At 73.2% G+C, this 13,753-nt stretch carries 11 protein-coding genes; 5 read left to right on the plus strand and 6 right to left on the minus strand.

Features of this window, described 5'->3' with window-relative positions:
* Positions 1-49 precede the first annotated feature (49 nt).
* Positions 50-2,416 (plus strand): molybdopterin cofactor-binding domain-containing protein, encoded by a 2,367-nt coding sequence (locus tag ASF50_RS02110; protein WP_056903344.1) that lies wholly within the window; start codon positions 50-52, stop codon positions 2,414-2,416.
* 13 nt (positions 2,417-2,429) lie between these two features.
* On the plus strand, positions 2,430-2,900 hold the full coding sequence (locus tag ASF50_RS02115; RefSeq protein ID WP_056863350.1) for a (2Fe-2S)-binding protein: 471 nt from the start codon (positions 2,430-2,432) through the stop codon (positions 2,898-2,900).
* Positions 2,901-2,918: 18 nt separating this feature from the next.
* Here ASF50_RS02115 and ASF50_RS02120 read toward each other — a convergent pair whose 3' ends face one another.
* Positions 2,919-4,769, minus strand: coding sequence for an ATP-binding protein (locus ASF50_RS02120; protein ID WP_056903345.1), 1,851 nt, complete (start codon positions 4,767-4,769; stop codon positions 2,919-2,921).
* Positions 4,770-5,036: 267 nt separating this feature from the next.
* Between ASF50_RS02120 and purF the strand changes: the two genes are divergently transcribed.
* The 3 genes from purF to ASF50_RS02135 all read left to right on the plus strand — a co-directional run bounded on the left by purF (position 5,037) and on the right by ASF50_RS02135 (position 8,127).
* Complete coding sequence (gene purF, locus ASF50_RS02125) at positions 5,037-6,581, plus strand: amidophosphoribosyltransferase (protein WP_056903346.1); 1,545 nt, start codon at positions 5,037-5,039, stop codon at positions 6,579-6,581.
* Between the two features lie 21 nt (positions 6,582-6,602).
* Positions 6,603-7,682, plus strand: coding sequence for a phosphoribosylformylglycinamidine cyclo-ligase (purM, locus tag ASF50_RS02130; RefSeq protein WP_056863353.1), 1,080 nt, complete (start codon positions 6,603-6,605; stop codon positions 7,680-7,682).
* Between the two features lie 256 nt (positions 7,683-7,938).
* Complete coding sequence (locus ASF50_RS02135; RefSeq protein ID WP_056863354.1) at positions 7,939-8,127, plus strand: DUF3073 domain-containing protein; 189 nt, start codon at positions 7,939-7,941, stop codon at positions 8,125-8,127.
* Between the two features lie 79 nt (positions 8,128-8,206).
* On the opposite strand, the gene ASF50_RS02140 is transcribed toward ASF50_RS02135, so the two are convergent.
* The 5 genes from ASF50_RS02140 to ASF50_RS02160 form a co-directional block, all read right to left on the minus strand.
* Positions 8,207-9,376 (minus strand): Glu/Leu/Phe/Val family dehydrogenase, encoded by a 1,170-nt coding sequence (locus tag ASF50_RS02140; protein ID WP_082502660.1) that lies wholly within the window; start codon positions 9,374-9,376, stop codon positions 8,207-8,209.
* Positions 9,377-9,493: 117 nt separating this feature from the next.
* Complete coding sequence (locus tag ASF50_RS02145; protein WP_235557528.1) at positions 9,494-10,930, minus strand: hypothetical protein; 1,437 nt, start codon at positions 10,928-10,930, stop codon at positions 9,494-9,496.
* A gap of 4 nt (positions 10,931-10,934) precedes the next feature.
* Complete coding sequence (locus ASF50_RS02150; RefSeq protein ID WP_056863355.1) at positions 10,935-11,282, minus strand: hypothetical protein; 348 nt, start codon at positions 11,280-11,282, stop codon at positions 10,935-10,937.
* Positions 11,283-11,366: 84 nt separating this feature from the next.
* Positions 11,367-12,344: a lipid kinase gene (locus ASF50_RS02155; protein ID WP_056903347.1), complete on the minus strand. Its 978-nt coding sequence runs from the start codon at positions 12,342-12,344 to the stop codon at positions 11,367-11,369.
* Positions 12,345-12,454: 110 nt separating this feature from the next.
* The gene (locus ASF50_RS02160; protein WP_056903348.1) at positions 12,455-13,678 is read right to left on the minus strand and encodes a TerC family protein; all 1,224 of its coding nucleotides are present in this window, start codon (positions 13,676-13,678) and stop codon (positions 12,455-12,457) included.
* Positions 13,679-13,753 lie beyond the last annotated feature (75 nt).

Below are 13,753 nucleotides of genomic sequence, written 5' to 3' on the forward strand. Positions count from 1 at the left end.
CTCGGGACGCTTCATGGGGGAGCGCCCGGCACCCACCTGGAGGCCACGCATGACCGAGCTCCACGACCACCAGTCAGCCGCCCCGCCGGCCGCCCTGGGCCGCCGCAGCTTCATCGGCTACGTCCTCGCCGGCACGACCCTCGTCGTCGGCGCCGACCTCGCCACGGGCAGCAACCGTGCCTCGGCCGCGATCCCGTCGGGCCCGCAGCTGCCCGAGCTCTACGACCTCGAGGACCTGCAGACCGACTCGGCGCTGCCGACCTCGCAGCTGATCACCGTCACCATCAACGAGGACGGCACCGCGTCGTTCGAGCTGCCCCGCACCGAGGTCGGCCAGGGCATCCTCACCTCGACCACGATGATCCTCGCCGAGGAGCTCGACCTGCCGATGAGCAAGGTCAAGGTCACTCTGGCCCCGGCTCGTCCCGAGCTGGTCTTCAACCAGCTCACCGGCGGCTCCAACACCACCTTCTCGACCTACACGCCCGTGCGCGTCGCGGGAGCGCTGGCCCGGCAGAAGCTGCTCGAGGCGGCGGCCATCCTGTTCGGCACCACCGCCGACCGCCTCACGACCACCGGCGGCGTGATCAGCGACCTGGCCGGCAACAACGTCACCTACGGCGACATCGCCGGTGACGCCGCGAGCCAGGTCGTGGAGGCCGTAGAGGTCGTGCTGCGGCCCCCGTCCGACTTCCGGGTCATCGGCACCCCGAAGAACCGGCTCGACGCCCGCGCGGCGGTCACGGGCAAGAAGGACTTCACCACCGACCTCGACGTGCCCGGCGCGCTGCCGACCATGGTGTGCCGCGCCCCCGAGCACCAGGGCACCCCGAAGGAGAACGGCCTCAAGAACCTCGCCGCCATCAAGAGGATGCCCGGGGTGACCCACGTCGCGCAGATCAGCAGCGGCATCGCCGTGCGGGCCAAGACCTTCGGCCACTGCATCGACGCCATCCGCGAGATGCAGGTGGACTGGAACCCCGGCACCGCCAGCGGCGAGTCCGACGAGACCGTCCTGGCCGGCATCAAGCGCGCCGAGCTGCCCCTCGTGGTGCCCGACGTGCCGGTGCTGGCGGAGTCGGTGGAGACCGAGTTCGAGTTCATGTTCCGCAGCAGCGCGGCCCTCGAGCCCTACGCCGCCATCGCCGACGTGCGTGAGGACGGCGCCGAGATCTGGGCCGGTCTCAAGGTGCCGATCCTGGCCCAGGAGAACATCGCGATCATGCTCGGCCTGCCGGTCGACGCGGTCAAGGTCAACGTCATCACCGGCGGCGGCTCCTTCGGTCACAAGCTCTTCGGCGACCACGCCCTGGAGGCGGCCGAGATCAGCAAGGCGATGGGCGTGCCCGTGAAGCTGATGTGGCACCGCGCCGACGAGCCGCGCCAGGGTCGCCTGCACCCGATGGCCACCTCCCGGGTGCGCGCCACGGTGCTCAAGGGCGGGCTGACCGGCGAGGACCAGGTGCTGAGCTTCGAGCAGCGCCACACCAGCGTCGTCACCGACTTCAGCCACGGGCTCGGCGAGATCCTCACCGCCACCGCCGACGAGCTGCCCACCGAGGTCGGCCGCTACCTCGGCGGCCTGACCTTCTCGCAGTCGATCTTCACCCTGACCCAGGAGCTGCCCTACGACTTCGGTGTCGTGACGCAGCTGCTCAACGAGACCGACCAGCGCTTCCGGACCGGCTCCATGCGCAACATCTACTCTCCCGACGTCGCCGTGGCCGCCGAGCTGACCATCGACCAGCTGGCGAAGAAGGTGGGGATGGACCCGCTGGCGTTCCGCATGAAGTTCCTCAAGAACGACCGGGTCAAGGCCGTCCTCGACAAGGTCGGGAAGGAGGGCAACTGGGGTCGCTCGCTGCCCGCCGGCGTGGCCCAGGGCGTGGCCATCCACAAGGAGTACAAGGGCGCCACGGCCATCCTGGTCGAGATCGACACCCGTCCCTCCACGGTCAACCGCGACCTCGGTCCCGAGACCGTGACCGGCCCGCGCGTGACCAAGGTCGTCGTGGCCGTCGACTGCGGCCTGGTGATCAACCCCCGCGGCGTCGAGGCCCAGATGCAGGGCGGGGTGATGGACGGCATCGCGCTGACCCTCACCAGCTCCTGCCACTTCAAGAACGGGCGCTTCCTGGAGGCCAGCTGGGACAACTACTTCTACACCCGCCAGTGGAACGTGCCGCCCGAGGTCGAGGTGCACATCATCGAGACCGACTCCGACACCCCGGGCGGGGTCGGCGAGGCCGCGGTGGGCTCGACGGCGGCCGCGGTGGCCTGTGCCTACGCACGCGCCACCGGCACGCTGCCCAAGCGGTTCCCGATCAACCACGACGACCCGATCGCCTTCAAGCCGAAGTCGTTCGTGCCGCCCGTGCCCCCCTCGCCCACCAACGGGCTCAAGCTCACCTACTGACCAGGAGCCCGACATGGCGAAGCAGACCTTCATCCTCAACGGCAAGCCGGTCACGGTGAACGTGAACGACGACGTGCGCGTGCTCTGGGTGCTCCGCGACCTGCTCGGGGTCACCGGCCCCAAGTACGGCTGCGGCATCAACGTGTGCAAGGCGTGCACGTCGCACATCAACGGCCGCGCCTTCAACCCCTGCTCGGTGCGGGTGGGCGACCTCAAGCCCAAGGACCGCGTCACCACCATCGAGGGGCTGGCCGACGGCGGCAAGCTCCACCCGATGCAGCAGGCCTGGATCGACCGCGACGTCGCGCAGTGCGGCTACTGCCAGCCCGGCCAGATCATGGCCGCGGTGGCGCTGGTGCGCAAGGTGCGTCGCGAGGGTCGCAGCATCACCGAGCGCGACCTCGACACCATCCGCAACATCTGCCGGTGCGGCACCTACACCCGCATCCGCGAGGCGATCCTGCAGGGCGCCCGCGACATGTGAGCAGCAGTCGGGGTCGCCTCAGGGCGCGGCCGCGGGCAGGCACAGCGAGAACGTGCTCCCGCGGCCCAGCTCGGAGGCGACCTCGACGCGTCCGCCGTGCCCGGCGGCGATGCGGGCCACGATGGCCAGCCCCAGGCCCGTGCCCGGGCGGCTGAGCGCCTCGGGGTTGGTCGAGCGGAAGAACTCCTCGAACAGCCGACCGCGGTCCTCGGCCGAGATGCCGATGCCCTGGTCGACGACGTCGACCACGACCTCCGCCGCCCCCGCCGTACGCCGCGAGCGCACGACCACCTGCACCTCGCTGCCCGGGGGGCTGTACTTGACCGCGTTGCCCAGCAGGTTGGTGACCGCGCGCTCGAGCTCGTCGGCGTCGCCCTCGACCACCAGCCGCGCGGGTGCGCCGTCGGCCCGGGGCGGCGCGAGGGCGACCTCGCGGCGCTGGGCCTCCACCCGCACCAGGTCGTGGGCCTCGGCGACCACGCCGAGCAGGTCCACGCGCTCGGCCTCGACGAGGCGCTCGGGGTCGCCGACGCGCGAGAGCAGCAGCAGGTCGTCGACCACGCGGGCCAGCTTGGTCGTGCCGCGACCGATCGCGGCGAGCGAGGCGGTGGCCCGGGCAGGCAGCTCGTCGAGCACCGTGAGCAGCTCGAGGTGGCCGACCACGGAGGTGAGGGGGTTCTTCAGCTCGTGGGAGACGGTGGCGATGAGGCGGGTCTTGTAGACGTCGAGGGCCTGGAGCTCCTTGACCAGCCGGTGCTCGCGCTCGAAGCCGCGGGCGTTGAGCACGACCCGGCCCAGGTCGTGGCCGATGTCGAGCACGGCCTCGACCTGCACGTCGGTCCACTCCGGGCAGGTGGCGGCGCGGGTGAGCACGAGGTTGCCCAGGCACTCCGGGCCGGCGCCGATAGGCACGAACATGATGGAGCCGACCCCGATCGAGTCGAGGAAGGCCACGACGGCGGCGTGGTCACCCGCCGGCAGCTCGGCGTGGCGCTCCCGACCGGTGTCGATGACCTCGACCCGCTGGCGCGACCAGCACTCGCGGGCGGCGACCTCGGCGACGCGCACCAGGCGCGCGGGCAGCACCACCTCGCTGCCGTCGACGGCGAGCAGCACGCTGGCGCCGCGGTCGTCGGCGTCGAAGACCTGGATCCACATGCCGGCGGCGCCGAAGCCCTCCACCAGCGCCGAGCCGGTCTCCTCGAGGATCTGGGCGAGCCCGTGGTGGCTGCTGGCGTTGCGGACGATCTCGCGGGCGGTGCCGGCGAGGCGCACCTGCTCGGCCAGCTCCTCGCGCTGGAGCGTGAGCAGCGCCGCGTGGGCGGCCTGACGGGCGTACTCCTCCAGCACCCGGCGCGCCGCGGGCCCGGGGCGGCGACCGTCGCGGGGGAGGTCCATCGAGAGCAGGCCGATGAGCCGGCCGTCGGGGGCGAGCAGCGGGGCGCACAGCAGGTCGAGGGGGTGCCAGGCGTCGGGGCCCTCGAGCGGCACGAGCTCGGGCACCCAGCCGTCGACGGTCAGGTCGGGGTCGAGGTGGTCGAGGCGCTCCTGGGGCACGAAGCGCAGCGCCCCCCACGCGTCGGCGATCTCCATCTCCGCCTCGAGGGAGGCGACCGTGGTGCGGGTGCCGAGGAGCGCGCCCGCGGCGTCCTCGTCGCCGGCCACCGCCACCACCTCGAGCTGGTCGACGTCGCGCACCAGCGACAGGGCGGCCACGCCGAAGCCGGCGATGCGGGTGACGCCCTCGGCGACGACCTGGAGCCCGTCGCCGGCCGGGCTGGGCGTGGGGCGGGGTGCGTCGGCGGGGCGGGTCGCGAGCGTGCGGGCAGCGTGCGTCGGCTCGTCGAGCGCTGCGCGCCACGTCGTCACCCTGCACCCCTTCCGAGCGCCCGCCGGCGGTGGGGCGCTCCTCCCGAGAGTAGGGGTGAGGGGGCTGCGCTGACCCGGGATCGGCCCAGGCCAGGCCCGGTTCCTGTCCGTTCGGTCCGGGGCCGGGTGGGTCGATCGGCCTAGTCCGGGCGGCACCCGACCTGGGGAGGGGGCTCGGCGCGAGCCGCGCCGGGTGTCGTGCGCCACGGCCGCCGCGGGCTGGGCGATGGTCGGCGGCCGCCCCGGGAGGGCCCTAGACTGGGGGCCGTGCCCTTCATCAGCAGCGCGCGCAGGGGTGGGGACGGCCGGCTCACGACGGCCCTCGACCCGCAGGACCAAGGACCGCAGGACGCGTGTGGCGTCTTCGGCGTCTGGGCCCCGGGGGAGGACGTCGCCAAGCTGACCTACTTCGGTCTCTACGCCCTCCAGCACCGCGGGCAGGAGTCGGCCGGCATCGCGGTCTCCAACGGCCGCCAGATCCTGGTCTACAAGGACATGGGCCTGGTCTCCCAGGTCTTCGACGAGACCACCCTCGACTCGCTCAAGGGCCACCTCGCGATCGGCCACTCCCGCTACTCCACCACCGGGGCCAGCACGTGGCAGAACGCTCAGCCCACCTTCCGGCCCACCGTCGACGGGTCCATCGCCCTGGGCCACAACGGCAACCTCATCAACTCCCACGAGCTGCGCGAGATGGTCGAGGCGCTGCCCGGCCCCGACGACGAGCTCGACCTGCACCAGCGCCCGGTGGAGCACTCCACCAACGACACCGGCCTGGTGACGGCGCTGCTGGCCCACCACCCCGACTCCACCCTGGAGCAGCGTGCCCTCGAGGTGCTCCCGCTGCTGCGCGGCGCCTTCTGCTTCGTGTGGATGAACGAGAACACCCTCTACGCCGCCCGTGACCCCCAGGGCATCCGCCCGCTCGTGCTGGGCCGCCTCGACCGCGGCTGGGTCGTGGCCTCCGAGGACGCCGCCCTGGCCACGATCGGCGCCTCCGTCGTGCGCGAGGTCGAGCCGGGCGAGATGATCGTCATCGACGAGAACGGCCTGCGCTCGCACCGCTTCGCCGAGCCCGACCGCAAGGGCTGCGTCTTCGAGTACGTCTACCTCGCCCGCCCCGACGCCACCATCTCCGGGCGCAGCGTGCACGAGTCGCGCGTGGAGATGGGCCGCCAGCTGGCGCGCGAGTACCCCGTCGAGGCCGACCTGGTCATCCCGGTGCCCGAGTCGGGCACCCCGGCCGCTGCCGGCTACGCCGAGGAGAGCGGCATCCCCTTCGGTCAGGGCTTCGTCAAGAACGCCTACGTCGGGCGCACCTTCATCCAGCCCAGCCAGACGCTGCGCCAGCTCGGCATCCGGCTCAAGCTCAACGCGCTGGAGCACATGATCCGCGGCAAGCGGATCGTCGTGGTCGACGACTCGATCGTGCGCGGCAACACCCAGCGGGCCCAGGTCAGGATGCTGCGCGAGGCCGGCGCCCGCGAGGTGCACGTGCGGATCTCCTCACCGCCGGTGAAGTGGCCCTGCTTCTACGGCATCGACTTCGCCACCCGCGCCGAGCTGATCGCCAACGGCCTCAGCCCCGAGGAGATCGCCGCCAGCGTCGGCGCCGACACCCTGGGCTACATCTCCCTCGACGGGATGATCCAGTCCACCAAGCAGCCCGCCGAGCGGATCTGCCAGGCCTGCTTCACCGGGGAGTACCCCGTGCCGCTGCCCGACGAGAACCTGCTGGGCAAGCACCTGCTGGAGACCACCCTCTCCTCGCCGACCCTGGGCAAGGCGCTGCCCGTGCTCAACAACCCCTGACACCACCCCGAAAGGTCACCCGTGAGCGAGTCCAACGCGTACGCCGAGGCGGGCGTCAACATCGAGGCGGCCGACAAGGCCATCGAGCTGATGAAGGTGTGGGTCGACAAGGCCCGGCGCCCGGAGATGATCGGCGGGCTGGGCGGCTTCGCCGGCCTCTTCGACGCCTCCGCCCTCACCCGCTACGAGCGGCCCCTGCTGGCCACCTCCACCGACGGCGTCGGCACCAAGGTGGCGATCGCCCAGGCGATGGACGTCCACGACACCATCGGCTTCGACCTGGTCGGCATGGTCGTCGACGACCTCGTGGTCTGCGGCGCCGAGCCGCTCTTCATGACCGACTACATCGCCACCGGCCGGGTCGTGCCCGAGCGCATCGCCGCGATCGTCAAGGGCATCGCCGAGGCCTGCCTGGAGGCCGGCTGCGCCCTCATCGGCGGCGAGACCGCGGAGCACCCCGGCCTGCTGGCCCCCGACGAGTACGACGTGGCCGGCGCGACCACCGGCGTGGTCGAGGCCGACCGCCTCCTCGGCCCGGGCCGGGTGCGCCCCGGCGACGTGGTGCTGGCCATGGAGGCCAGCGGCCTGCACTCCAACGGCTACTCCCTGGTGCGCCACGTGCTGCTCGGCGCCCCCGCCGACGGCGGCGCCGGCTGGGCGCTGGACCGCGACGTGCCCGAGCTCGGCCGCACCCTGGGCGAGGAGCTGCTCACCCCCACCCGGATCTACGCCAAGGCCTGCCTCGACCTCGCCGACAGCGTCGAGGTGCACGCGATGTCGCACGTCACCGGCGGTGGCCTGGCGGCCAACCTCGAGCGGGTCATGCCCGAGGAGCTCGTGGCCGTGCTCGACCGTGCGACCTGGACCCCGCAGCCGATCTTCGACCTGGTGCGGCGCGTCGGCGACGTCTCGCAGCCCGACCTCGAGGCCACCCTCAACTGCGGCGTCGGCATGGTGGCGATGCTGCCGGCCGCCGAGGTCGACCGGGCCGTGGGCGTGCTCGCCGGCCACGGCGTGCGGGCCTGGGTCGCGGGCCACGTGAGCAGCAGCGACACCGACGGCGGACGCGTCCTGCTGACGGGCCAGCACCCGGGCTGGTGAGGCCTCCGGGCGGGGTCGGACCGGGGCTCGGACCGGCCCGGCCCGGCACGGCCCGGCTCGCCCGGCCACGGTGATTTCGACGACACGATCCACCGTCGGCGGCCCCGCGGCGGGGCGGACCGACGAGATCGGTGGTCCGAAACACCGGACTGGTGTGCGGGAACGACCGGGCAGCAGGTAGCGTTGGCGCCACGAGTATTCGAGAGACAGCCCGGGAGCCATGGGCCCCGGCCGAGCGTGCGAGGGGGCTGACCCTATGGGGCGCGGCCGAGCTAAGGCCAAGCAGACGAAGGTCGCCCGCGACCTGAAGTACCGCACTCACGAGACGGACTTCGGGGCGCTGGCCAACGAGCTGCATGGCGAGAACCACCAGGACAGCACCGACGAGCTCGAGCCCGAAGAGCTCGAGAAGTGGTCGGACTACGCCGACCCGCGTCGTGACTGACTCCGTCTGACGCACGCACCAGACGACCGCCGGGCCCTGCCCGGCGGCCGTCTGCGTGTGCCCGGTGTCGCTCTCGGCCTCAGCCGACCCAGATGCCTCGCAGGCGACCCACGTCGCGCATGCGGGCCTCGGCGAGCCGGTCGGCGGCGACGGCGGGGGAGACCCCGTCGGTGTCGGCGAGTCCCAGCACCCGGCGGGTGGTGTCGCCGATCAGGTGGGCCCGCGCGCGGGCGCGCTCGAAGGAGAAGCCACGCGGGTCGAGCTCGTCGGCGACCTGCACGAGGCCGCCGGCGTTGACGCAGTAGTCGGGCGCGTAGACGATTCCTCGGTCGAGCATCGCCTTGTCGACCCCGGGGTGCGCGAGCTGGTTGTTGGCGGCGCCGCACACCACGCTCGCGCGCAGCACGGCGAGCACGTCGTCGTCGATCGCGCCACCGAGCGCGCAGGGTGCGTAGACGTCGAGCGGCAGCGCGACGAGCTCGGCGGTCGAGGCGGCGGCGCGGACCCCGGGGTGCGCGGCCAGCACCGCGTCGACGGCCGGGCCGTGCACGTCGGTGACCACGACGTCGGCGCCGTCCTCCACGAGCAGCCCCACGAGGTGGCGTCCGACCTTGCCGACGCCGGCGACGCCCACGGTGCGTCCGGCCAGGGTGGCCGACCCCCACACGTGCTCGGCACAGGCGAGCATGCCCCGGAAGACGCCGTAGGCGGTCAGCACCGAGCTGTCGCCGGCCCCGCCGTGGGCCTGGGTGCGGCCGGTGACGAAGTCGCACTCGCGGGCCACGTGGTCCATGTCCTCGGAGAAGGTGCCGACGTCGCAGGCGGTGTTGTAGCGACCGCCGAGGGTCTGCACGAAGCGGCCGTAGGCCCGCAGCAGGGCCTCGGACTTCAGGGTGGCGGGGTCGCCGATGATGACGGCCTTGCCGCCGCCCAGGTCGAGCCCGGCCAGCGCCGCCTTGTAGGACATCCCGCGGGAGAGGGCGAGCACGTCGCGGACGGCGTCGGCGGTCGAGGCGTAGGGGTGGAACCGGGTGCCGCCGAGGGCGGGACCCAGGGCGGTGGAGTGGATCGCGACGACGGCGCGCAGGCCGGTGGCGGGGTCCTGGGCGAAGACGACCTGCTCGTGCTCGGCGCCGGCCTCGAAGACGTCGAGGGGCACCGACGCCGGCTGCGCCGGGCCGGGCCGCGTCGTCGTGGTGTGGCTGCCGGTCGTGGTGGGGCTGCCGGTCGTGGTGGGGCTGGTCGTCATGGTGGGACTGGTCGGCATGGTGGGGCCGCTCTCTGCTCGGGCCACGAGGTGGTGTGGCGCTGACGGACGACCCGCAGGGGTGGCGCGGGTCACGTCCAGGCTAGCGGCCCCCGCGGCTCAGGTCCCGGCGACCGACCGGGCCACCACGACCCGCCCGTGGGTGCCGTAGCCCGGCAGCGGCCCGGCGTACGGCGTGCCGTCGAAGGCGACCATCAGCCAGCCCTCCTCGCCCAGGTCGACGAGCGTGGGCCAGGGGATGTTGGTGGGGTAGGGCGCGTCGAGCACGCCGACCTCGGCGAGGTCGAGGTCGAGCACGGCGTGCTGCTGGCGCTGGCCCCGGCGCCCGTCGCGCCCGTCGCTGACCAGCACCCGCCACGCGCCGTCGACGCGCAGCAGCGTGGTGCCCTCGGTGGCGCGGCGCCGCGCGGAGACCGCGCGCAGGGTGAGGGCGTCGAGGGCGGGTCCGGTGGCGAGGGCGGGGTGGAAGTCGAAGAAGCGCCGGGCCGAGACGAAGCCCACCAGCCAGTCGTCGCCGTCGCGCACGAGGTGGGGGTCCCACACCCCGACCGAGCGGACCCCGGCCGCGCGCAGGCCGTCGACCGGGAGGGCCAGCGGCTCGGTGTCGAGCAGGTGGCGGCCCGAGAGCAGGTCGACGTCGCCGTCCGGGCGGGCGAGGGTGACGGCGACGCTCGCGTCGTCGCGGCGCCGGTCGAAGTCGCCCCACGTGCTCGTGGCCACCAGCCAGCGCTCGCCGTCGCGCACGAGGTGGGTGGCGTGGTCGCCGAAGGCCCCGGGCCGGTCGGGCCGTCGGAAGAACAGGTCGGAGCGGTGCGTGAGTGCCAGGGTGACGGGGTCGAGGGACCACACCGCGGTGTGGGCGGTGTCGAAGAAGCCGGGCCCGGCGCTGGTGGCGGTGAGCAGCAGGTCGCCCCCGGGCCGGTACGCCGAGCCGTCGGCGTGGCCGACCAGCCGCAGGTCGCGCAGGCCGAGCTGGCCGAAGCCGCCGGCGCGCACCCGCGCGACGGGGCCGGAGTGGGTGGTGACGAGAGCCGCGAGCCACCGCTCGTCGCGCGTGTCGACCCGGCCCGCCCCGCCGCGGTCGGCGGCGCGCTCGGCGCCGAGCGCGACCCGGGCGCGGGTGGTCCAGGCCCGCCCGTCGTGGGTGTGGACGGCGAGGTGGACCCCGGTGAGGGTCAGGCCGAGCCGCACGGGGCGCTGCTCGGGCCGGCCGTGCCGCCGGCTGAGGTGACGTGACGTGGTGGCGCCGACGCGCAGCTCGAGGGAGACCTCCCCGGTGGCGGGGTCCCACAGCGCTCCCAGCTCGTCGTCGCCGGAGGCGAGGGCGAGGCGCACCGGGGCGTCCCGGCCGGGCGCCGTCCCCGCCGCGGGCAGCTCGACCTCCACGGCGGCGTAGGGCGCCGGGTGGGGAGTGGGGTGGGCCGAGGCGGGGCCCGGTGCGGCGTCGTCGACCAGCACCGACCCGGGAGAGACGAGGTCGACCGGTCGCAGCCGGGCCGCCACCTCGAAGCGGGGCAGGCCCGTCGCGCCGCCCACGGGGTCAGGCGAGCACGAGCACGAGCCCGACGACGCCGGGCAGGGTGCCGAGCAGCAGCCACGGGCTGAGCGGGGAGCGACGGTGGATGGCCAGCCCGGCGGCCACCGCGACCACGCCGAAGGCGGCGCCGATGACGTTGAGGCCGACCCGGGCGGAGACCTCGGAGTCGTCGAGGAAGAACGCCGAGATCACCAGCCCCACCGACAGGTGCATGATCGTGGTGACGGCCAGCACCGACATGACCCACTGCTGCACGTTGGTCAGCGACCGGCTCGACGGCGGTGCCGGCGGGTTGGCCGGGTCGATGAGGTGGCGGGCGCGGCGCGGGGCCGGCGGGGTCGGTGTGCTCATGGCCCCTCCAGCCTACGGGCCCCGCTCCCGGCCCGGGTCGCAGCGCTCAGCCGTGGTCGCAGCCCTCAGCCGTGGTCGCAGCGCTCAGCCCTGGTCGGCGGCGGCGGCGCGGGGCCCGTCGAGCTCGGCGGCGCGGCTGGTCTGCGGCACGACGACGTGCAGGGCGTTGCGCTGGACCTCGAAGGTCGCGGGCGTGGTCGCGGCGATCTCGCCGTCGAGGTTGACCGGGAGCGGCTCGTCGGTGACCACGCGGACCCGACGGGTGGTGAGGTGGTGGACCTTCTCGTGCTCCACGAACGACCCGTCCTTGAGGAAGCGGGCGATCGAGACGTGGTCGCGCAGCCCGCCGCGCTCGATGGCGTAGACGTCGAGCAGGTGGTCGTCGACCGAGGCGTTGGGCGCCACGGCGTTGCCGCCGCCGTAGTGGCGGCCGTTGCCGACCGCGACCTGCATCAGGTCGTGCAGCGCGAGGGTGTCGTGGTCGCCGTCGGGGAACTCCAGCCGGGCGGTGAAGGGCTCGTGGCCGCGGTAGGCCCCGAGCGTCGCCACGGGGTAGGCCAGCGGGCCGAGCCGCTTCTTCAGGCCGGGGCGCAGGCGCTGGGTGACCCCGACCGAGAGCCCGAGGGAGGCGACGTTGAGGAAGCCGCGCCCGTCGCAGCGGCCGAGGTCGACGTCGACGACCTTGCCCGTCGCGAGGTGCTCCACGGCCTGCTCCAGCGCCGACGGGATCTCCAGGGTGCGGGCGAAGTCGTTGGCGGTGCCGAGCGGCAGCACGCCGAGCACGACGTCGGACCCGGCCACGCGGTCGGCGGCGCACGAGACGCTGCCGTCGCCGCCGCCCACCACGAGCAGGTCGGGACCCTCGGCGAGGGCCCGCTCGAAGGTGGCGGCGAGCTCGGAGCCGGTGGTGACGCTCAGCACCCGCGCGTCGGCGAGGTCGTGCCGCGCCAGCAGGGCGGGCAGCCGGTCGCGCGCCGCGGCGCCGCTGCGGGAGCCGGCGTTGAGCACGACCGTCGTACGGCGACGCGGGGCCGGGGGACCGGGGGTGGGCTCGGGTGCCATGGCACGAGGGTAGGTCGCCTCGATGAGGACCCGATGAGACGCCGCTGTGCCCGCGCTGCGCCGCCCCTCCGCGCCGCCCGCCGGTCCGCTCCGGACCGGCGGGCCCGCGCTCAGACCTCGGTGAGGGGGTTGCGCTGGCGACCGTCGGTGACGGTCTCCTCGTGCTGCTGGCGGGCCTTCTCGATCTTGGCCATGAGACCCGGCTCGTCGCGCACCATGCGGCGGTACTTCGGGCCGAGGGCCTTGATCTGCTCGCCCTCCTGGATCAGCTTGCCGAAGATGCGCTCGCGCTCGGCGGTGTCGGCGGTGTAGTCGAGGTCGAGGTAGGCGTCGACGTGGCGCTGGGCGTTGCCGATCGCGGTCTTGGCCCGACCCTTCTTGCTGACCAGGGAGGCGACCACGGTGACGACGAGGATGCCGAGGATCACGCTGAGGGAGACCCCGGTGCTGATCTCGGTGACGTCGACGTGCTCGCCGCCGTTGATGAAGCCGAGGTTGTTCTCGTGCAGCGCGTGGAGGATGAGCTTCACGCCGATGAAGGCCAGGATCGCCGCGAGGCCGTAGGACAGGTAGATCAGGCGCTCGAGCAGGCCCTCGATGAGGAAGAACAGCTGGCGCAGCCCCAGCAGCGAGAAGGCCGTGGCGGTGAAGACGATGAAGGTGTTCTGGGTGAGGCCGAAGATCGCCGGGATGGAGTCGAGGGCGAAGAGGATGTCGGTGCCGCCGATGGCCACCATGACCAGCAGCATCGGGGTGAGCATCTTCTTGCCGTCGACCACGGTGGTCAGCTTGTCGCCGTCGAACTCCTCGGAGGTCCGGATGAAGCGGCGCGCCAGCTTCACCACGAAGTTCTGCTCGTCCTCGTCGTGGCCGCCCTGGGCCTCGCCCTTGAGCATGTTGCCGGCGGTCAGGATGAGGATGAGGCCGAAGAAGTAGAAGACCCAGGCGAACTGGTTGATGAGGGCCGCGCCCAGGAAGATGAAGCCTGTGCGGGCGATCAGGGCGAAGACGATGCCGAAGAGCAGCACCTTCTGCTGGTCCTCGCGCGGCACCCGGAAGCTGGTCATGATGATGAGGAAGACGAACAGGTTGTCGACGCTGAGCGCCTTCTCGGTGATGTAGCCCGCGAAGTACTCCCCGCCCATCGTGCCGCCGCCGAACCACAGCACCCCGAGGCCGAACAGCACGGCGATGCCGACGTAGAGCGCCGACCAGACCGAGGCCTCCTTCAGCGTCGGCACGTGGGCCTTGCGCACGTGGAAGACGAAGTCGAAGAGCAGCATGCCGACGATGCCGACCACGGTGAGGGTCCAGACCCAGGTGGGGACTTCCATCGTCAACGCTCCATCTGCTCGGTGGGTCGGCGGTGTGCCGGCGCGGACAGCCTAGGGTCGGCGGGCGGCGGCTGC

The organism is Nocardioides sp. Leaf307 (assembly GCF_001423135.1).
Classification (GTDB): domain Bacteria; phylum Actinomycetota; class Actinomycetes; order Propionibacteriales; family Nocardioidaceae; genus Nocardioides; species Nocardioides kribbensis.